15 protein-coding genes, 2 tRNA genes and 1 pseudogene are annotated in these 20666 nt (G+C 72.7%); 13 read left to right on the top strand and 5 right to left on the bottom strand.

What is annotated here, in order from left to right:
• The first annotated feature begins 163 nt into the window (after positions 1-163).
• Complete coding sequence (locus ACH4SL_RS19365) at positions 164-850, top strand: GntR family transcriptional regulator (protein ID WP_398447012.1); 687 nt, start codon at positions 164-166, stop codon at positions 848-850.
• Positions 847-1587, top strand: a complete 741-nt coding sequence (locus ACH4SL_RS19360) for an ATP-binding protein (RefSeq protein ID WP_398447010.1) — start codon at positions 847-849, stop codon at positions 1585-1587. The genes ACH4SL_RS19365 and ACH4SL_RS19360 overlap by 4 nt, the downstream gene beginning before the upstream one ends.
• Positions 1588-1806: 219 nt before the next feature.
• On the opposite strand, the gene ACH4SL_RS19355 is transcribed toward ACH4SL_RS19360, so the two are convergent.
• The gene (locus tag ACH4SL_RS19355; RefSeq protein ID WP_398447008.1) at positions 1807-2730 is read right to left on the bottom strand and encodes an FkbM family methyltransferase; all 924 of its coding nucleotides are present in this window, start codon (positions 2728-2730) and stop codon (positions 1807-1809) included.
• Between the two features lie 105 nt (positions 2731-2835).
• On the opposite strand from ACH4SL_RS19355, the gene ACH4SL_RS19350 reads away from it, so the two are divergent.
• The 7 genes from ACH4SL_RS19350 (at position 2836) to ACH4SL_RS19320 (ending at position 11469) form a co-directional block, all read left to right on the top strand.
• Positions 2836-3411 (top strand): hypothetical protein, encoded by a 576-nt coding sequence (locus tag ACH4SL_RS19350; protein ID WP_398447006.1) that lies wholly within the window; start codon positions 2836-2838, stop codon positions 3409-3411.
• 1396 nt (positions 3412-4807) lie between these two features.
• Positions 4808-5935: an NADAR family protein gene (locus tag ACH4SL_RS19345; RefSeq protein ID WP_398447004.1), complete on the top strand. Its 1128-nt coding sequence runs from the start codon at positions 4808-4810 to the stop codon at positions 5933-5935.
• 613 nt (positions 5936-6548) lie between these two features.
• Positions 6549-7289, top strand: coding sequence for an SDR family oxidoreductase (locus ACH4SL_RS19340; RefSeq protein ID WP_398447002.1), 741 nt, complete (start codon positions 6549-6551; stop codon positions 7287-7289).
• Between the two features lie 253 nt (positions 7290-7542).
• Positions 7543-7857 (top strand): hypothetical protein, encoded by a 315-nt coding sequence (locus tag ACH4SL_RS19335; RefSeq protein WP_398447000.1) that lies wholly within the window; start codon positions 7543-7545, stop codon positions 7855-7857.
• 243 nt (positions 7858-8100) lie between these two features.
• Entirely contained in the window at positions 8101-8961 is an 861-nt protein-coding gene (locus ACH4SL_RS19330) for a DUF1906 domain-containing protein (protein ID WP_398446998.1), read from the top strand.
• Positions 8962-9190: 229 nt separating this feature from the next.
• Entirely contained in the window at positions 9191-9715 is a 525-nt protein-coding gene (locus ACH4SL_RS19325; protein WP_398446996.1) for a SigE family RNA polymerase sigma factor, read from the top strand.
• A gap of 101 nt (positions 9716-9816) precedes the next feature.
• Entirely contained in the window at positions 9817-11469 is a 1653-nt protein-coding gene (locus tag ACH4SL_RS19320) for a long-chain fatty acid--CoA ligase (protein ID WP_398446994.1), read from the top strand.
• A 24-nt stretch (positions 11470-11493) separates the two neighbouring features.
• Here ACH4SL_RS19320 and ACH4SL_RS19315 read toward each other — a convergent pair whose 3' ends face one another.
• Positions 11494-13053, bottom strand: a complete 1560-nt coding sequence (locus ACH4SL_RS19315) for a PLP-dependent aminotransferase family protein (protein WP_398447793.1) — start codon at positions 13051-13053, stop codon at positions 11494-11496.
• Positions 13054-13136: 83 nt separating this feature from the next.
• Between ACH4SL_RS19315 and ACH4SL_RS19310 the strand changes: the two genes are divergently transcribed.
• Complete coding sequence (locus ACH4SL_RS19310) at positions 13137-13646, top strand: carboxymuconolactone decarboxylase family protein (RefSeq protein WP_398446992.1); 510 nt, start codon at positions 13137-13139, stop codon at positions 13644-13646.
• Positions 13647-13685: 39 nt separating this feature from the next.
• Here ACH4SL_RS19310 and ACH4SL_RS19305 read toward each other — a convergent pair whose 3' ends face one another.
• Positions 13686-17540, bottom strand: a complete 3855-nt coding sequence (locus ACH4SL_RS19305) for a PAS domain-containing protein (RefSeq protein WP_398446990.1) — start codon at positions 17538-17540, stop codon at positions 13686-13688.
• A gap of 346 nt (positions 17541-17886) precedes the next feature.
• Positions 17887-18312, bottom strand: coding sequence for an SSI family serine proteinase inhibitor (locus ACH4SL_RS19300; protein ID WP_398446988.1), 426 nt, complete (start codon positions 18310-18312; stop codon positions 17887-17889).
• A 303-nt stretch (positions 18313-18615) separates the two neighbouring features.
• Here ACH4SL_RS19300 and ACH4SL_RS19295 point away from each other — a divergent pair.
• The 3 genes and pseudogenes from ACH4SL_RS19295 to ACH4SL_RS19285 form a co-directional block, all read left to right on the top strand.
• A tRNA-Ser gene (locus tag ACH4SL_RS19295) sits at positions 18616-18709 on the top strand.
• A gap of 204 nt (positions 18710-18913) precedes the next feature.
• Positions 18914-18986, top strand: a tRNA-Arg gene (locus tag ACH4SL_RS19290).
• Positions 18987-19141: 155 nt separating this feature from the next.
• A pseudogene (locus tag ACH4SL_RS19285) lies at positions 19142-19477 on the top strand (CPCC family cysteine-rich protein); the annotation flags it as partial.
• Positions 19478-19586: 109 nt separating this feature from the next.
• On the opposite strand, the gene ACH4SL_RS19280 reads toward ACH4SL_RS19285, so the two are convergent.
• A complete protein-coding gene (locus tag ACH4SL_RS19280) occupies positions 19587-20654 on the bottom strand; it encodes a hypothetical protein (RefSeq protein WP_398446986.1) in 1068 nt (355 codons plus the stop codon).
• Positions 20655-20666 lie beyond the last annotated feature (12 nt).

Raw genomic sequence — 20666 nt, 5'->3', positions numbered from 1 at the left:
TCACCGCCGAACCCATCGGCGCCCAGCGTCCGTTACGCGTCCGCAGGCCGTCCCCGTACGCCTGGGACGACGACGGGCCACTGCTCCGCCCGTACGTCCTGAACGCCGAGGAATGGTCCCGTCGCCGCGGCGAGTTGATGCCCGGCACAGTAGGCGCGGCCCCATGACCACCCGCTACGAGCAAGTGGCCGACGACCTCCGCCGTCTCATCGCGAACGGCACCTACCAGGTCGGCACCCGACTCCCGCCAGAGAGTCGGCTCTCCGCCCACTACGGGGTCAGCACGCCGACCCTGCGCGACGCACTCGAAGTCCTGCGCACGGAAGGCCTGGTGGCCAAGTTCCAGGGCCGCGGCAACTTCGTCAGCGCGCCGCCTGAGCGGATCACGTACCTCGCAGTCCTCAACGGCGCCCACACGAGGCTCAGCTCCGCCGCCACCGTCGCAACGCCGCACCTGGCCAGTCGACTTGGCACGTCGCCGGGCGCCCCGCTGACCGAGTACGTCTGTCTCGCCCACCGCGACGACGACCTGTACGTCCTCGCCCACGTCTACGTCCCCCGCGCGCACGAGTTGGCGAGCGCGGCCGCCACCCCCTGGGGCGACGACCTCCTCACCGCCGCCGGCGTACCCGTCACGACCAGCACCGACCAGGCCACCGCCAGGTTCCCCACCTCGGCGGAAGCGCAGTCGCTGCGCATCGGGACCCGCACGCCCGTGCTCGCGATCGAGCGCACCTTTGCCGACGGCCATGGCCACGTCCTCGGCTATGCGCTCCTCGTACTTCCCGGCGACAGGGCGACGGTCGCCCTCACCACCCCCATCACCCCTGATCAGAAGGCACACCCATGACCGAGGTCCCCCTGTCCCCCTTCTTCGAGCCGCCCGAGCCCCCGCCGGACCGCGTCCTCCGCCGACTGCCCTGGCAGGGCCCCGAGGGACGCCCCGCGCACCTCGTCTCCGGCGACGGTTACCTCTCCCGCCTGGCCGATGACATCGAACGCCAGCAGCTCGACTCGGCCCGCTCCGTCTGGGACGTCGCCACGTCCGTCCTCGACGACCCGCGCGCCGAACGCGACGCCCTCCGCTTCGCCGCCGTGCGGCTGCGTGAATCGCTCGGCGACGTTCTCCAACTGACCCTCAACCGCGGTCTGTACACGGACTTCGGCTCGGCGACATCCCCGTACGTGAAGCGCTGGCTGTACGACCTCCGGTGCGTCGGTACGGCACGCCACGACCTCCGCCGGGTGCTGGCAGCCTGGGAGTTGGACGACCTCGCCGACCGTGCCGAACTCGTCCTCTCCGAGCTGCTGTCGAACGCCTTCCAGCACGCCGACGTCCCGCCGGACAGCGAGGTCGAGACGCGGTACGAGCGGTTGCCGAAGGCCATCCGCATCGAGGTCCATGACGCGGACGACGCGAAGCCGCGCGTGCAGCTCCTCTCGACGGAGACCGAGTCGGGACGGGGCCTCGCCCTCGTCCACGCGCTGACCGGCGGTGAGTGGGGCGTCGGGCCGCGCGAGGGCGTGGGCAAGCGGGTGTGGGCCGTCGTGAAGCTGGACGACCCGGCGTGGCAGGCCACCGCATAAGGCCGCAGGCCACGTCGGACGTGCAGGCGTCCCGTCCTCCGTACGCCTCGGAACCCGCCAGGCCCGCGGTCACCACCCTGACCCGCAGCACCCGCGCTGACCTGGCTATACGCCCGAGGCCCTGCACCCGGCAGCACGTCTGAACGTACCGCTCCCTCCGCCAGCCGCAGGCCCGTCGCGGCGACGGAGGGTGCAGTGCGTTCAGCCCCCGCCTACGGCCTACGGCAGCGTCTCGGCGTCCACCCGCGAGAAGATCAGGTCGCTCTCGTCCGTGACCGGGCGGCGCCAGCGGACGGGTACGGCGGCCGGCCCGTGGAGGGCGGTCGGGTACGAAGCGGCGGCGTACTCGTTGGCCAGCCGGTAGACGTGGAAGCCGTGTTCGCGCATGGTGGCGAGCAACTCCTCGACGGAGTCACCGAGCTGGGCCATACGGTCGGGCGTGACCTCGACGGTGATCTCGGCGTCGGGCCGGAGGCGTTCCAGCAGCGGGGCCATGCCGCGTACGACGCTGCCCTCGGCACCCTCGACGTCCACCTTGATGACGCGGGCCTTGGCGATCTCGTCGGCGTTGAGCACGTCGGGCAGCGGGTAGGCCTCGATGTCGAACCGCGACTCCACCGGCCCGTCCCACGGCACGATGCTGTTGGCGCCCATGTTGGCGGAGCTGGCGAGGATGAAGGTCAGTGTCTGCCGCTTGTCGGAGACGGCGGTCTGGACGACGCGGATGTTGCCGCAGCTGTTGATCCGGGCGTTCAGCTCAAGCTGGTCGGTGAAGTCGCGCGAGGCCTCTATCGCGACCACCCGTCCCTGCGGGCCGACGAGTTGGGAGGCCAGGACGCTGAAGTACCCGATGTTGGCGCCGACATCGACGAAGGTGTCCCCGGGGCCCAGCCGGTTGCGCAGCCACTGGGTCATGCGCGGCTCCCACACCCCGAAGAGGTAGAGGTAGCGCTGGATGAGGTCTTGGGTGTCCACGGCGAAGCTGGCGCCAACTGCCGTCGCGGTGATGCGCCTTCGCGGCTCGTCCTTCAGCCGCGGATTGAGGTAGCGCCCGGCGAGCAGTCCCTTCCCGACCGTGCCCGGCGCGCTGCGGACGTACCACCGCCCGAGCGTGACCAGGGCCTCTGATGTGGGGTTGCTCATCCGCTCGCCTCTCCAACGCCGTCTTCGCCGCACCGTAACACCGTGCCCCGCGGGGCCCCCTAAAATCCTCAAGACGTCTTGATGACTCGGGGGCGGGGGAACGCCATGGGCACGTCCGAACAGCTCTTAACGATCGCCGCCGTCCTCCTCGGCGCCATGACCACGTACCTCACCAACTACTGGACCGAGCGCCAGAAGATCCGCCGCGAGCAGCTGACCCGCTGGGACGACCGCAAGCTCGACGCCTACGAGAACTACGTCGACCGCGTCCGCGCCGCCGTCTTCCTCGCGGTCGAGCTGTACGAGCACCGCGAGGGCATCCGCGCCAGCGACGACCCCGAGCCCCAGCTCCGCGCCCAACTCGCCGACGCCATCCGCTTACAAGGCCGCGCCTTCGAACGCATCATGCTCCTGGCCGGCGACGAGGTCATCGAGGCGGCCCACGACCTCAACGCGGCATCCCGCGCGGTCGACTGGCAGGCCACCGGCAAGCAACCCGGCACCCTCACTGACTGGCGCGACCGCAACCGCGAGGTTTTCGCGGCGATCAACGCCTTCCACGAATCCGCCCGTGTCGACCTGGGCGTAAGTGGCTCCGTGCTTGGTGGAGGTCATCAGGAACGTGACCTGCTCTTGCCCCCGCATCCACGCGGAGCCTCAGACGGTGCAGGGCTCGACTAGGTCAGCGCAGTTCACCGGTGTCGTCGTCGCGACACCTTGCGTCTTCGGACGTTGATGGGGGAACTGAGTTACTTCCACGAACCGCTAGTAGAAGCTTTCGCCACGAGAAAATTAACGGAGGGAGTTGGTCCAGGATTCCCTTGAGTACGAAGATCGAGATCGACAGGGCGCCTGACCAGGCAAGAACCCAAAGAATCACGATCGAATCCACTGGTTCGGCCGCCTTTCAGATAAGGAGGGGCCGAACTCAAGCGAGCGCGCTCAGTTCGACCCACTGATAGTGGTTCGAACTGAGTTCCACGCCGACGCCGAAACTCAGGTAGTAAAAATCAACAAAACTACAGGCAAGACATTACTGATCAACTTGCACGCACGTGTCGTGTGCTTGACGGCAAACGTCCCGGGTCGTTGTAAACGGGGCGTGAGCACCACCAATTTGGTCAAGTCGTCGGACCTGAGCCTGGTGGCCGTCTGCATGGACAGGGTAGCTCAACTGTCGCTGACGGAGGTGTAGTTGGACATACCGGCTCGTTGTGTTGTAGATGGCTGACCAACAGGACGGCCCCAGGCGACGCTGTGGGACGGCCCGGCCGTTTCGCGCATGCCATCTATGCGGGGCTGTGAGGAGTCGCGCGCCTGAGTCGACCCTCGAATCGCAGCGCCAGGGTCGGCGGGTGCCCGAGTTGCATGTCGACGGCACTGAATCCATGGCGGTGAGACGGGCCGGGCGCTGGGCCAGTTTATGGTTGCGGCGAATTCGATGGCCCACGGCGGTCCATTTTGGCGACTATTGTACTAGATTGCTGCTCATTTTCCTTTTTGTGGCTTTTGGGTCGAGGATTTTGGTGGGCAGGGACCCGAGTTGGCGGATTTCACGGACAAGCCAATGCACCCCGGTGGTCGCCGCCCAGTGGACCAGGCGTGGACCGTGCAACCGCGTACGGTGAGCGAAAGAGCACTACATCGCAAGTCGGCCCATTAGCGAATCCGTCTTGAAAACCGTCGTGGCAGCGATGTCACCGTGGGTTCAAATCCCACAGCCTCCGCACAGCTAGCAGTACGAGCAGGCCAGAGCGGGTGCCCCGGAGTCCGGGGCACCCGCTCTGTGCGTTCGCCGTCCCACGGCGGTCCGCTGCGGACCGCCGTGCACCACTGCGTGTGGGGACCAGGCGTGGACCGGATTGGTTCGCCCTGTACTCCGGTTAGGGCCCTCGTCTGCGGCAGATGGCGAGAACTACATCGCAGCACTGCGCAACGGCCCCAAGGACGGCGAGTGCGCACACCTTGCTGTGGTCGTGGACGCGGCCGGAGGCGATCAAGTGCGCTGAGCTGTCTGAAATAACCCCAGCCGGAACATCCCGATCTTGGGGGAGTGCGAACAACTACCCTGCTGCGCATGGCGATAGGACAGCGGACATGGCGGAGCGTGGACGGCGAGCGCATTGAGGGCACCTGGCGGCATGCCTTCATTCGCAACGGCGGGAAGTACTTCCTCACCGACCTGCTGATCTACGCCGACGGAATGGTCGACTGCTGGGGGCTGGAGACCCTGGAGGGCTTCGCCGGCAAGCTCGCCTCCGGATGGGTCGCCACAGAGCTACCCGAAGGCGCCCGGGCGTCGGCCCACCACCTCGCCTCGTGGACGTTCGCCGAGCCGAAGAGCTGGCTGACCCCCGAGATGCTGCTCGGCGAGGTCCGCGACGACATCGACAACCTCAACGGCCGTCCGAACTCCACCCGCCGCTGTCTCGCCGCCGTCGACGTCTTCCGCCGGCAGCCGACCGAGGCCAACCGGACCGCTGTTCGCGATGCCTACGAAGCTATCCCGGAACACCTGCGGAGATATGCCCTGGGTGACATGGACCGCAAGGACTTCCCGCTCCGGGTGATCGTGACCGGTCCGGGGAACCAGATCGAGCTGTGGAACGGGAAGACCGTCGATGTCACTGAGGAGATGCACGCCTCCGCCGTGGAGTACTTCGCGGAGCGCGAGCAGCTTCGGAAGCAGCACGAGACAAAGACACCCGCGGACGGCCCGACTGAACCAGTCGAGAGCAGCGTTCATGTCAACCAGGTGGTTTACCCGGGCGGTTGGCCCGAGGACCCGGGCATCCTTGTGCTGCGCAACGAGTTCCCTGCGCCGATCGTCACGGGCGGCCGGACCTACCCCACGGTTTCGCACGCCTACTGGGCGCTGGCGGTTGCCGATGAACACCGACAGACCGAGGTCCTTGGTGCAGAAAGGCCGTATGACGCGCAGAAGCTCGCCGAGGATTCCACCCTGCGCGACGACTGGCCCCAGGTTCGCGTCGCCGTCATGACCCAGCTGCTCCGCGCGAAATTCCAGCAGCACCCCGAGTTCGCCGAGACGCTGATGGCCACAGGTGCCACCCGATTGATCTACACCGAAGTCGGATCGGCCTTTTGGGGGCAACGCGGGCTCGAGGGACGGAACTGGATGGGCCGACTGCTGGAGCTGACCCGCTCCGAACTCGTCGCCGCCAAGCTGAGCATCCTGCAATGACCGATCGGAGTGGCCCGGCTGCTCCCGGTCCCCACCGTCTCGGGCTGCCCCCCGTCCTCCCCGCTCCTGCGGGGCTGTGGTCAACCTGTGGTCCGCTCGCGGCCGGTGACGAGCGGGACGTGCGGTTGGCGAGGCCCACGCGTGCGGGACAGAGCGCGCGGGCCGGTCGGCGTCACAAGTCCTGACGCGTACGCTCCCGCGTTGAGCCAGGCTCCGATGGCGGGGAGTGCTTCCGGGCCGTAGTCGCCGGTCAGCTCGGTGGCGAGGTCGGCGACGGGTTTACCCCGGAGCGTCGCGCGCCACGCCGTGTCCGTGCTCGCCGTCGCGCGGGTGATGGCGTGGGGGCGGGCGCAGGCATCGGTTGCCGCGGCGAGGGGGCCCGGAGCTGCTTGGCGGGATAGCTCGCGAAGACGTCGTGCAGCTCGGCCGGCCGCGCCGCCGGGACGGGCTCGCTCGCGGTCGTCCGCACGACGGAGCAGGGCAGCGCGCCCACTCGGCCCTGGCGGAGATCTTCACGTCCGCCCTTCGCCGCCGTGCGGAGGCGCGGTGCTTCCGCTTGACTCGGACAACGGAGGTCCGAGTCAGTGCGCGGGGCGCGCGAGAGGTGGCAGCGATGAAGTTCACCGTCGTCGGCGGAACGGGGCTGATCGGCTCCAAGGTGGTCGGGATGCTGGCGGACGCGGGTCACGAGGCTGTGGCCGCGTCGCCGTCCACCGGGGTTGACGTGATCACCGGCGAGGGGCTCGACGAGGCCCTGCGGGGGGCCGGGGTCGTGGTCAATCTGACGAACTCGCCGACCTTTGACGACAAGTCCGCCGGGTTCTTCCGCACGTCGGTGGGCAACCTGCTCGCGGCGGGCGAGCGCGCCGGGGTGGGGCACCAGGTGGTGCTGTCGATCGTGGGTGTCGACCAGGTGCCGGGGCTGGACTACTACCGGGCCAAGGTGCTGCAGGAGGAGCTGCTGCGGCAGGGGCCGACGCCGTACTCGATCGTGCGGGCCACGCAGTTCTTCGAGTTCATGGACGCGGTGCTGTCGTGGACCTCCGACGAGCGGACGGTGCGGCTGCCCGCGACGCCGGTCCGGCCGATGGCCGCCGCGGACGTCGCGGCCGCCGTCTGCGAGGTCGCGACGGGGGCGCCGCTGAACGGCGTCCGGAACATCGCGGGTCCGGACGTCTTCACGCTCGACGACCTCGGGCGGCTCACGCTGGAGCTGAAGGGCGACGGCCGCGAGGTCGTCACCGACGGGACCGCGGGGATGTTCGCGGCGGTCGACGGCGACGCGCTGATCGGCGGCCCGGACGCCCGGATCGCGCCCACGCATTACCGCGACTGGCTCCAGAAGAAGGCCTGACCTGCGGTTTCGTTGGATAGAGGGGAGGCGCGCGCCGCGCCTCCGCAGTGATCCGGAAAGACGCATCAGGGGTGTTTGCGGACAGATCGTCACGCTTGGGAGGGAAAAGGAGTACGCGGGCGCATCGGGCGGAGTGCGCTGGGCAATCTGATCTTGGCGACGCCGTCAGAGGGGCGGGAGGAGTGGTCGGCCGGCCGCTCCGCCGCAGACAGCAGGTCCGAGTCGGGAATTCTGTTTCCTGGGAGGGAACACCATGGCAAGCATCCGTACCGTCCGTGTCCTGGCCGCCGTGGCGGCGCTGCCCGTGGCGGCGGTGCTGTTCGCGGCGGGCACCGCCGCGGCGGACGACGGCGCTTTCGCAGGTGGCCAGTCGGCCGCGACGGTCGTGAGCAATTCCGGGGGGAATGTCGTCGGGGACAACTTCGGCAATGTGACGACGACCCAGCAGGTGGCCACCGGCCCCGGCGCGTCGAACCAGGACAACCAGGCGAACGTGGCCGGTTCCGGGTTCACCGCCATCGACCAGGACGCCGCGAACGTCCACTTCTCGCCGCTCTGGTTCGGGTGACCCTCCGATCGACCCGGCCCCGGTGTGCGAGGCGCTCGCCGGCCGGTTGAGTCGGGTCCGGGCGCGCGACGGTCCCCCCGTGCCGTCGCGCGCCCACCGGGGGGCTGTCCACAGGCTGTGGACAAGTAGTGCGGGGAGGGGGTGGTGGGGCCCGAGGGGGCAGGGGGGCGGAATCCGCCGCAGACGGGTGTGCGGCGGCGTGTCTGCGTGTACCGCGGGCCTTGCCCGCGTTGACTCGCTGAAATGAGCGACAGAAGTGGATTCATCCGTTATGTCCGCCGCCTCCTGGTGGCCACCCTGACGATGACCGGCCTGCTTCTCCCCGCGATGAGCGCCGCCGCCGCGCCGGACGCCCTATGGGCGAACCGCGGCGACACCGCGCCCCGGATCTTCCAGGGGCGCGGCTTCGACACCTGCCAGGCGCCCGACCTGGCGACGATGAGCGCCTGGCGCGCCTCCACCGCCTACCGCGCCGTCGGGATCTACTTCGGCGGGCGCGCCCGCGCCTGCAAGAGCCAGCTCCACCTCACGACCGACTGGGTCCGGCAGACCACGGCGGACGGCTGGAGCCTGCTGCCCATCTACGTCGGCTCGCAGAGCCCGTGCGTCAACGGCACCAACAAGAACCCGTACCGCATCGACCCGCTCCTCGCCGCCGCGCAGGGCGGCACCGAGGGCGGGGACGCGCTCGCCGCGGCGAAGGCGCTGGGCCTGGGCAAGGGCAGCCCGCTCTACCTCGACATGGAGGCCTACGACATCCAGGACGCGGACTGCGCCGCCGCGACCCTCGCCTTCGTGCGCGGCTGGGACCGCGAGGTCCAGGCCGCCGGCTACCTCGCGGGCTTCTACAGCAGCGCCGACTCCGGCATCCGGCACATGGAGACGGCCCGCCGGGCGGGTGTCGGCGACCTGCCGGACGTCGTCTGGTACGCCCGCTGGGGCGTGGACGCGACGCTCACCGACGAGCCGGTGCTCGCCGCCGACGCGTGGGCCTCGCACGCCCGGATCCACCAGTACACGGGCAGTGTGACCGAGACGCACGGCGGCAAGCAGCTCACCGTCGACCGCGACCTGATCGACGCGCCGGTCGCGATCGTCGACTGACCGCCACCCCGCAGGTGAGCCACCCCCCGGAGGCGCCCGCGGGAGGGTGCCGGATCCGCGCCGGTGGAGCGGGTTGCCGTACAACTGAGGGTGTACCCCCCGTCCGACCCTGAGGCCCGGCTCCCCCCTCGGGGGGTGGGGCAAACCCCCGGCCTACGACCTGAGGGTGATCTCCTTTCGGCACCTGCGGCCGATCCGCGCGGGCCACCCCGGCGCCTAGCGTTGAGCCATGACCACGCCTGTGTGCACCCGCGCCGGCACAACGCAGTTCACGGCCTACGTCCGCACCAAGGGCCCGACGCTGCTGCGCACCGCGCGCTCCCTGACCCCCAACCCCGCCGACGCGGAGGATCTGCTCCAGACGGCACTGACCAAGACCTACCTGGCCTGGGACCGGATCGACGACCACCGGGCCCTCGACGGCTATGTGCGGCGCACCCTGGTCAACACGCGGACCTCCCAGTGGCGCAAGCGCAAGGTCGACGAGTTCAGCACGGACGAGCTGCCCGAGCCCACGACGGCGGGCACGCCCGACCTCACCGAGCAGCAGGCCCAGCGGGACGCGCTGCTGCGCGCGATATCCCGGCTGCCCCCGCGCCAGCGCGCCATGGTCGTGCTCCGCTACTACGAGGACATGAGCGAGGCCCAGACGGCCGAGGCGATGGGCGTCTCCATCGGCACGGTCAAGAGCGCCGTCTCGCGCGCCCTCGGCAAGCTCCGCGACGACCCCGAACTGGAGCTGTGCGTGGCCTGAGGCCGCCGCGGCCCCCCGCAGGGGGTAGTGACATACCACCCGGTATGCCAGCACAATCGGGAAACCCTCGCCGATCCCGTGAGCCCCGCCGGAGGCCCGTTGTGCTGAGCACCATGCAGGACGTCCCGCTGACCGTGACCCGCATCCTCGTGCACGGGACGCTGGTGCACGGCAGGTCGCGGGTCACGACGTGGACGGGTGACGCCGAGCCGCAGCGCCGGACCTTCCGGGAGGTCGGGGTGCGGGCGGTGCAGCTCGCGAACGGGCTGCGGGACGGCCTCGGCGTGGTCGAGGGCGACCGGGTGGCGACCCTCATGTGGAACAACTGCGAGCACATGGAGGCCTACCTCGCCATCCCCTCCATGGGCGCGGTCCTGCACACCCTCAACCTGCGGCTGCCCGCCGACCAGCTCACCTGGATCGTCAACCACGCCGCCGACCGGGTGCTGCTGGTCAACGGCTCGCTGCTGCCGCTGCTCGCCCCGCTGCTGCCGCGCCTGGAGCCGCTGGAGCACATCGTGGTTGTCGGCCCCGGCGACCGCGCGCTGCTCGACGGCTGCCGCCCCGCCGTGCACGACTACGAGGAGCTGCTCGCCGGCCGCCCCGCCCGCTACGACTGGCCCGAGCTGGACGAACGCGCGGCGGCCGCCATGTGCTACACCTCCGGCACCACGGGCGACCCCAAGGGCGTCGTCTACTCGCACCGCTCCGTCTACCTGCACTCCATGCAGGTCGGCAGCGCGGAGTCGATGGGCCTGACCGACCACGACACCAGCCTGCCGGTCGTGCCCATGTTCCACGTGAACGCGTGGGGGCTGCCGCACGCGGCCTTCATGAGCGGGGTCAACCTGCTCATGCCGGACCGCTTCCTCCAGCCGGGCCCGCTCGCCGAGATGATCGAGAGCGAGCGGCCCACGCACGCCGCCGCCGTCCCCACCATCTGGCAGGGTCTGCTCGCCGAGCTGACGGCCAAGCCGCGGGACGTCAGCTCGCTCACCCGGGTGACCATCGGCGGTTCGGCCTGCCCGCCCTCGCTCATGAAGGCCTTCGACGAGCAGCTGGGCGTACGCCTCTGCCACGCCTGGGGCATGACGGAGACGTCGCCGCTCGGCACGGTCGCGCTGCCGCCGGGCGGCCTGGAGAGCGAGGCGGAGGAGTGGGCGTACCGCATCACGCAGGGCCGCTTCCCGGCCTCCGTCGAGCCGCGGCTCATCGGCCCGGACGGCTCCGTGATGCCGTGGGACGGCGAGTCGGCGGGCGAGCTGGAGGTGCGCGGGCCGTGGATCGCGGGGGCGTACTACGGGGGCGCGGGCGCGGAGCCGCTGCGGCCCGAGGACAAGTTCAGCCCCGACGGGTGGCTGCGCACGGGGGACGTCGGCGTCATCTCGCCGGACGGCTTCCTCACCCTCACCGACCGCGCCAAGGACGTCATCAAGTCCGGCGGCGAGTGGATCTCGTCCGTCGAGCTGGAGAACGTGCTGATGTCCCACCCGGACGTGGCCGAGGCAGCGGTCGTCGCGGTGCCCGACGAGCGCTGGGGCGAGCGCCCGCTCGCCACGGTGGTGCTGGCCGAGGGCGCGAGCACCGGCTACCAGGAGCTGCGGGACTTCCTCGCCGAGCGGATCGCGCACTGGCAGGTGCCCGAGCGCTGGGCGGTCGTTCCCGCGGTGCCGAAGACGAGCGTCGGGAAATTCGACAAGAAGGTGATCCGCAAGTCGTACGCCGACGGCGAGCTGGACGTCACGCGGCTCTGAGGTCCCGCCCCGCAGGCGGCGGCCTCAGCCGGACGGCAGCACCCCGCACAGCGCGGCCAGCGCGGCCGTGAAGGAGTGGTCCGGCGGGGCCGCGTACCCGACGACCAGGCCGTCCGCCGGGATGCCCGACCCTGACCCGGTCCGGGACCGGGAATCTGACGCGGACGTGGACCCGGACAGGGACCCGGCCCCGGCCCCGTCGCCCGACTCCGCGGCGGCGGGCAGCGCGTCAGGATGCAGGTAATCCCGCAGTGCGCCCAGCGCGATGCCCTGGAAGGCCGCCGCCCTGGCCACCGCCGCCTCCGTGCCCGGCGGGAGGCGGAGCACCGCGTGCAGGCCCGCCGCGATGCCGGTCACCCGGATGTGCGGCGCCTGCTCCGCGAGCACCGCGGCGAGTTGGTCGCGGCGGCGCCGGTAGCGCTGCCGCATGCCGCGCAGATGCCGGTCGTAGCCGCCCGACTCGATGAAGGCGGCGAGCGTCAACTGATCGAGCGCACTGGCCCATTGCTCCCGCTCGCCCTTCGCCGCGACCACCTCCGCCACCAGGTGCGCGGGCAGCGCCATCCAGCCCAGCCGCAGCGCCGGGGTGAGGCTCTTGCTCACCGAGCCCAGGTAGACGGTGCGTTCGGGGTCCAGTCCCTGCACCGCCCCCACCGGCTGCCGGTCGTAGCGGAATTCGCCGTCGTAGTCGTCCTCCAGGACCAGCCCGTCCGCCGCCCGCGCCCAGCCCACCGCCGCCGCCCGGCGGTCCGGGTGCAGGGCCGCGCCGGTAGGGAACTGGTGCGCGGGTGTGAGGAGTACGGCCCCCGCGCCGGACGCCGCGAGCCCCGCCGGATCGGCGCCGCGGCCGTCGACCGGAAGCGGCGTGGTGCGCAGGCCCGCGCCCGTGAGCAGGCGGCGGTGGAAGGCCAGCCCGTACGCCTCGACAGCGAGCGGCGCCGACCGCAGCCGCGGCAGCGACGCCAGCAGCCGCAGCGCGCCCGCCGTACCCGAGCACACCACGATCCGCTCCGGCGACGTCCGCACGCCCCGGGCCCGCGCGAGGTAGTCCGCGAGGGCGCGCCGCAGCTCGATCCGGCCGCGCGGATCGCCGGGCCCGAAGGCGTCGTTGGGCGCCGCGTCGAGCGCGCGCCGGGTCGCCGCGAGCCAGGCGGCGCGCGGGAAGGACGCGGTGTACGGGATGCCCTCGCGCAGGTCGTGCACCGGACGGGAGCCGGGCGGCGGCGCGGCGGGCGCGGGCGGCGGGCCGCTCGGTGCGATCGGCGGCGCGGGCCGGTCGGCGACCCGCGTGCCCGAGCCCTGGCGGGCGGACAGCCAGCCCTCGGCGACGAGTTCGGCATACGCCTCCGCGACCGTGTTGCGGGCCATCCCGAGATCGGCGGCCAGCGAGCGGTACGGCGGCAGCCGGGTGCCCGGCGCGAGGCGCCCGCCGCGTACGGCCTCGCGCAGCGCCGTCGTCAGCGCGGCCCGCCGCCCGCCGCCGCCCCGGCCCCCGCCCCGCGCGGCCAGCTCCAGATGCAGGTCGCGGCCGAGCCCGCCGGCCGCCTCCGCCCATCCGGGACCGGCGTCCGCAGCCGTATTCACGTCACCCGACAGCGAATTGACCCGCGTATCGTCCACGAAATTGCACTCTACGTCAGGTCACTGCGCTCCCTAGGCTCATATGCATGACGACGACAACGACGCAGCAGCCCGCCGGCACCACCGCGACCGCCCCCGCCCGGACGCTCGAACTCGCCCAGCACGCCCCCGCCGCCTTCAAGGCGCAGATCGCCTTCGACGCCGCCGCCCGCGCCGGGCTCGACCCCACCGTCGCCGAGCTCGTCGAGATCCGCGCCTCCCAGCTCAACGGCTGCGCGTACTGCCTGCACATGCACACCAAGGACGCGCGCAAGCACGGCGAGAGCGAGGAGCGGCTGTACCTGCTCGCGGCCTGGCGCGAGGCCCGGCACTTCTACACGCCCAAGGAGCAGGCGGCGCTCGCCTTCACCGAGGCGGTCACGCTCGTCTCGCAGGGCGGGGTGCCGGACGACGTCTACGACGAGGCCGCGGCGCATTTCGACGAGACGGAGCTGGCGCACCTGCTGGCGAAGATCATCTCCATCAACACCTGGAACCGGATCGCGATCACCAGCGCCCGCCGCGCGGGCGCGGACCTGCGCGTGGCCCGCGGCTGAGCCTCGCCGGAGCGGGGGCTCACGTACCGGCCCGCCGTCTCACGTACCGATCTTGCCCAGCAGGTCGACGATCCGGGACTGCACGTCCGTGCTGGTGGAGCGTTCGGCGAGGAAGAGGACCGTCTCGCCGGACGCCAGCCGCGGCAGCTCGGCCGGGTCGATGTCGGCGGAGGTGTAGACGACCAGCGGCGTGGTGTTGAGCCGCTGGTGGCCGCGCAGCCAGTCGACGATCCCCTGCCTGCGGCGGCGGATCAGCATCAGGTCCATCACCACCAGGTTGGGGTGGACCTGCGCGGCCTTGGTCATCGCCTCGGCCTCCGAGCCGGCGTGCGCGACCTGCATGCCGCGCCGCTCCAGCGTGGCGGCGAAGGCCTGCGCGATCGGCTCGTGGCCCTCGACGAGCAGCACCCGCGGCGGGTGCTGCTCGCTGTCGCGCGGGGCGAGCGCCTTCAGCAGCACGGCCGGGTCCGCGCCGTACGCCGCCTCCCGGGTCGCCTGCCCGAGACCCGCCGTGACCAGCACGGGGACATCGGCGGCGGCTGCGGCCTGGCGCAGCGCCTGGAGCGCGGTACGCGTGATCGGCCCGGTCAGCGGGTCGACGAAGAGCGCGGCGGGCGGCTCGGCGACCTGTGCGTCGACCTCCTCGCGCGATCGTACGATCACCGGACGGTAGCCGCGGTCGGTGAGCGCCTGGCGCGTCGAGACGTCGGGCTCGGGCCACACCAGCAGCCGGCGCGGCTCGTCCAGCGGCTCCTCCAGCCGGTCGTCCGCCATGTCGGTGACGTCGACCGCGCCGTTCGGCCCGTCCAGCGGCTCCGGCCCCTCCGCGGCACCGGCCGCGGGCGCGCCTATGGCGTACGAGCGGCCCGGCGGCTGCACGGGCGGTACGGCCACGGCCGCGGGCGCCGCGGGAACGGGACGCAGCAGCGCCGTCTCCTCCTCCGCGGAGGGAGCGGGCGCCGTCGGCTGCGCGTCGGGACGGCGTACGGGCAGCTGCCCGCTGTCCGGGTCGGCCTGCGGGTGCTGGCGCGCCTGGCTCTCGCCGCCCGGACCGTGCGGCTGGCTCGGCACCTGCTGGATGAGGCTGCGGGTGGACGGCGCGTCGTCGGCGGTGCGGTCGGGGCTCAGCCGGCGGCGGCGCCCGGAACCTCCCGCGGCGACCTCGGCGGGCAGGCCCTGCGGGTCCGTCTGACCGTTCGGGCCCGGCGCGAAGACGCCCTGGCCGAGGGTGCGGACGCTTATGGCCCGGCCGTACGTGCTGTGCGTCGGGTCCTGCGGCTGGCCCGCGGCCGGGCCCGGGAGCTGCGGCGGGGGCGAGGCGAGGGCGGGGCGGTTGCCGCCGCCGTTGCCCGGGGCGGCGGGCCACTCGGTGGCCGGCGGCAGCGCGGGCGTCTCGGCGGCGGGGGCCGCGGGGGACGCCGGAGGCGTGGGGGCCCCGGGCTGGCCGGGCGCGCTGGGCCAGGCCTGCGGGGTGGCCGGCAGCGCCTGCCCGGCGTCGGGCCACGACTGGGGGGCGGGCTGCTGCGCGGGGACGGCGTGCGGCACGGGCTGCTGCGCGGGCTGCTGTGCGGGCGCGGGCACCGGGGGCTGCGGCTGGGGCGGTACGGGGGCGAGGCCGGAGCCGGGGGCCGGGACGGGTGCCGGGGTCTGGGGCTCGGCGGGCGCGGTGGTTTCGGGGGCCTGGGGGATCTCGGGGGCGCGGTGGGCGGCGCGGCGGCGCGCGTTCTGGCCGCCCTGGCCGTTCTGGCCCGTCTGGCCGTTCTGGTCGGCGTGCGCGCCGGCGTCGCCTGCCGGGTCCTGGTGGCCAAGCGGGCTGCTGCCGCCGTTCTGCGGGCCGGGCGGGAGCTGGTGCTGCTGCGCGCCGGGGGTGTCCTGGGCCGCCGCCGGGAGGGCGTTGGGGATCGGGACGGGCGGCAGCTCGGCGCGCTCGGCTCCGGGGGCGGTGGCCTGCGGCTCCTCGGCGCGGGCGCGGCGGCGGCCGGTCGGCTGGGGCTGCGGGGGCTCCGCGGAGGCCACCGGCGCGGCGGGCACGGGCTCGGGGCGGCCCTCCGGACGGCGGAGCGCGCGCCGGCGTCCGGTGGGGGCGGCGTCCTGCTCGGGGGCGTGGGGGGCGTGCGGCTGGCCGAGGGCGTGCGCCTGCGGGTGGCCCTGCCCGGCGGGCTGCCCCTGCGCCGCGGCCTGCGCCTGCATCTGGGCCTGGCCCTGTGCGGACCAGGCGGCCGCGTCGCCGCCCGGCTTGCCCGTACCGTCGGCGCCGGGGCCGTGCGTGCCGCGTACCGGCTCCGTCGAGACCGGCATCACGGTCGTCTCGGACTCGTGGGGCGCGTTCCCTTCGCCGGACGCGCGCCGGGTGCCCCGGGGCGCCGCGCCCGCGCCGGAGTGCGCCGGCTCGGTGTCCGAGGCCGCCGCCCGCGTACCGCTCGCGTCGTCCGTGGAGCCGCTCTTGCCGGCCGGCACCTCCAGGACGTACGCGCTGCCCGCGCCGGGGACCTCGTGGGTCTGGAGGACGCCGCCGTGCCGCTCGACGATGCCGCGGGCCAGGGGGAGGTGGACGGGGTCGCCGCCGGGGTGCGGGCCGCGCACGTCGATGCGGATGACCTCGCCGCGCGGGGCCGCGGCCACCACGATCGTCGAGTCGCCCGCGAAGGCCTGCGCGTTGCCGGCCGAGTCGATGCCCGCGACGTCCGCGATCAGGTGGGCCAGCGCCTGCGCCATGCGCTCGCCGTCCACCGCGGCCCGGATGGGCGGCGCGTGCACCGCGAACTGCGCGCGCCCGGGGCCGATGAGCTCGGTCGCGCCCTCGACGGCCGCCGCGATGACCTGGTCCAGGCCGACGTCCGCGCGGCGCAGCTTCTCCTCGCCGCGGTCCAGCCGCTGGAAGGCCAGCACGTTGTCGATGAGCGTGGTGATGCGCGCGTAGCCCGCCGCGAGGTGGTGCAGTATCTGGTTGGCCTCGGGCCACAGCTGCCCCGCCGGGTCGGCCGCGAGCCCCACCAGCTCGCTGCGCAGCTCCGCGAGCGGGCCGCGCAGCGAGGTGTCGAGCAGCGCGCGCAACTGCGCCGTACGGGCGGCGAGTGCGTCGAAGGACGTGCGGTCGGTGAAGGTCATGACCGCGCCGACCAGCTGGTCCCCGTCCCGCACCGGCGCCGTCGTCAGGTCCACCGGGACCGCGGTGCCGTCCTTGCGCCACAGCACCTGGCCGCGCACCCGGTGCTTGCGGCCGCTGCGCAGCGTGTCGGCGAGCGGGGTCTCCTCGTACGCCAGCGGGCTGCCGTCCGGGCGCGAGTGGTGCGCCAGCGGATGCAGCTCCTTGCCGCCCAGGTCGGTGGCCCGGTAGCCGAGGATCTGCGCGGCCGACGGGTTGACCAGCACGACCTTGCCCGCGGTGTCCACGCCGACCACGCCCTCGGCGGCGGCGCGCAGGATCATCTCCGTCTGCCGCTGCTGGCGGGCGAGTTCGGCCTCGGTGTCGACCGTGCCGGTCAGGTCGCGGACGACGAGCATGAGCAGTTCGTCACCGGTGTAGTGCGGCACGCCGTCGCCGTACTCGGCGTACGGCGTGCGGCCGTCCTCCAGGTTGGCGCTGGTCACCTCGACGGGGAATTCCGTGCCGTCGGTGCGCCGGGCGACCATCCGGGTCGGCTTGGTGCGGGTGTCCTCGGCGGCCTCGCGCGGGCTGCGCATGGAGCCGGGGATGCGTTTCGAGTCGAATCCGGGCAGCAGGTCGAGCAGGCCGCGGCCGACGAGCGCGGTGCCGGGCGACTCGAAAGTCTCCAGCGCTATCGCGTTGGCGTTCACCACCGTGCCGTTGACGTCGACCAGGAGCAGGGCGTCCGGGAGGGCGTCGAGTATGGAGGCGAGGCGAGCAGCGCCTCGGGATGGCCTGCTGCTCACGAGACGCGTCCTCTCTGGTCACCGCACTGCTCTCGCCCCGGGCGCCGGCACCGCACACGGCCGGCCTGCCGCCCGCCTGCACCGGCCGGCGACGTCGGCCGTCCTTGGCCGATTTCCGGGCGGCCCATCTTGCCGCCACCCCCGGGTCATGTCACTAGAGCGAGTGTACGTGTCGGCCACGGGGGCGGGGCGGCGGATGCCCATGTGGGGCTGTGCGTATAGGGGTTCGGATGTGTGCGGGGCTTGTGTGGCGTCGGTCACGGCGCACGCGGCGCGCGGCGGGGGCGCGCGGTCGCGCCGCGCGCCCGGTTCGGGCGGCTCAGGTGGCTCAGGCGGTTCGGGCGGCTCAGGCGGCGAGGGTGCGGGGGCCGCCCGCGGTGGGCGCGGGGAGCGCGGGGATCATGCGCTTCCAGCGGGCGACCTCGCAGCCGTTCGTACGGCGGTAGGTCTCGTCGACGGGCTCGCCCCGCCACACGCCCGTGACGTGCGCGGTCTGCGGGCCGCCGTAGATCATCGAGCACATCTGCCCCGCGGGCACGGGGGCGAGCGGCCCGCCCAGCTCGTCGAGCTGCCGGCACGCGTCGAGCTGCTCGGCCCGGACCGCGGTGCCGCAGCTCAGCGTGAACGTCCTGACCTGCCCGCTGCCGTCGTCGTACGCCACCGAGAGCCGGTCGGCGCCCCCGCCGAGCGCGGACCAGGGCAGGCCGACGGCGACGGCCTGCCCGCCGGCCAGCACACCCCCGGCGAGGGCGAGCCCGAGCGCCCCGAGCACCCGGACGCGGTGCCGCCCCCGGGCGGCACGGGGACGGCTGACGCGAGAGCCTGCACGGCGGTGTGCGGCACGACCACTGACAAGAGCCATACCCATCCTTTACCGCCGCGATACGCCCGGAGGGGTCCATTTCACCCGTTCGTGGGCGAGCCGCGCCGCACGATCCCGGCGGTTCACCCGCCCCGATCGCCCAACCCCTTTGCTCTGCCGACCGGCGGCCTTGTACCGTAGTCAGCGATTGGTCGCAGCCCGCAGGGCTGTGCCATCATCTGCACACGCGCCCGCTCACGCGGGTCGCGCGTTGGAGGCGTCGCCTAGTCCGGTCTATGGCGCCGCACTGCTAATGCGGTTTGGGCTTTACCGTCCATCGAGGGTTCAAATCCCTCCGCCTCCGCCACCTCCCCGGAACCCCGCCCGTCCCTCCCGGACAGCGGGGTTCCGCCGTTTCCCCACCCCCTTCCCCCGGCCTGCCCCGCCACCCCCTCCCGGACCCTCCGCCGCAGCTCAGCCCCCCTCCCCCTTATCGATTTCACGTCCCGCCCCACCTCATGTAATGTTGTTCCCGCAACGCCGACCGGCCCAAAAGCCGCGAAGTAGCCCCGCACTCGTAGCTCAACGGATAGAGCATCTGACTACGGATCAGAAGGTTGCAGGTTCGAATCCTGCCGAGTGCACAGAGGTCAAAGCCCCCGCCGGATCGTCCGGACGGGGGCTTTGTCGTGCCGTACAGCAGCGAAGTACAGCAGCCGGCTCGCCGGCCCGGGAAGGCGCAACGGGGTGGCCGATTCCGTAGTCGCCGAAGTCCGGCGGCGGACCGTACGCCTGCCCCTGCTGCCACCTGCTGACCCTGGAGTCGCAGTGCAACTGGGAGATTTGCGTGGAGTGCGGGTGGGAGGACGACGGCCAGGACGACCTCAACGCGGACGAGGTATGGGGCGGACCGAACGGATCACTGAGTCTGACCGACGCCCGCAACGAGTACGCGGATCACATTGCAAGCCTCGGGTCGGAGAACCACGCGTCAGTGGCAGTCGGCGGTGAAGGGCTGTGGGCGACTGCCGCCCGACAGTTCACGCGCGAGACGAGGGGCACTGGCAAAGCCTGGCAGACCGTCCGCAGTACAGCAGCGAAGTACGGCAACCTCACCAAGCTCTTTCGCCGTTGATCGGCTCCCGGTGTACTCGTGGTGACCTGTTTCGCCGAGTGCACAGCAAGCCGAGAGGCCCCCGGAGGATCTCCGGGGGCCTCTTGCGTGTGCCCGGGGCGGGGCGGGGTCAGGACGGGCTGTCGGGGGAGGTGTGGGTGAACCAGGTGTGGGCCTCGTCCGGGGGGAGGACGCGGGTCAGGGTGGCGGTGCCGGGGAGGTGGGGGAAGAAGCGGTCGGCGGTCCAGGTGCGGGGGTAGGACGGGGTGTCGAGGACGAGGAGGCGGCGGCCCGCGACCACCGGGATGTCGTCGGGGAGGCCCTCGTTCCAGATGCGGGTGCCGTCCGGGGTGAGGAGTTCGAAGGCGCCGGTCGCGACGGCCCCGCTGCGCCCGCGGGCGGGCTCGGGGTCCGTGGCCAGGCGGACGCTCTCCGCGGAGGGCGGGGTGCCGGGCACATGACCGGCGCCGATCAGGACGTGGGCGAGCAGTGTGTGGAGCTGGAAGTTGTCGCCGATGCCGCCGATGCGTATCTCGAAGCCGGTCTTCGTGGGCCGGTGCAGGACGATCACGGGCTCGTCGTCCAGCACCGCCAGCGCGTAGGCCAGGCACTTGAGGTCGTGCCGGTCGAGGGCGGTCAGCTCGCGGCAGGCGGGGAGCAGGGCGGCCGCGTGCAGGCGGCGTACTTCCGCGCTGCGGCACAGCACCGCGAGCGCGGGGGGCTGCCATTCCTCGACCGAGCACCAGGCCAGCGCCAGCCGCGTGGCCTCGTGCGGGTCGCCGCCGAGGCGGCTCAGCAGGGCGTCGTCGATGATCTTCTCGTCCGGCTCCGGCAGCTCCTCGCCGGCCGCGCCGGTGGCCGTCCAGCGGCGGGCGAACTCCAGCGCGTCGAGCAGATCCTGGCGGACGCCGTCGAGAATCGGCCCGGCGCAGGCCACCGGGTCCGCCCCGCGCTCCACGCAGAAGCCGGCCGCCTTAGCCAGCATCGGCCGCGGGCCGGTCGGCGGGAAGGCGGGGAGCAGCGCGGCCAGTCGGGGCCCGGCCGCGACGCGTGCGTCGTCCGGGGCCGACTGCACGCCGCTGATCACGGCGGTGAAGGCGCGTTCGGTGCGGCCGCCGTCGCGCGCGGCGACCGCACCCTCCAGCTCGGTCACGGCGGGGGCGAGGCCCGGGGCCTCTTGCTTCCTCTTGAAGATCACCGGCACACCCTA

Source organism: Streptomyces sp. NPDC021020 (assembly GCF_044333285.1).
Classification (GTDB): domain Bacteria; phylum Actinomycetota; class Actinomycetes; order Streptomycetales; family Streptomycetaceae; genus Actinacidiphila.
Note: the sequence above shows the minus strand (reverse complement) of the source record. Positions and strands in the feature narration are given on the sequence as shown.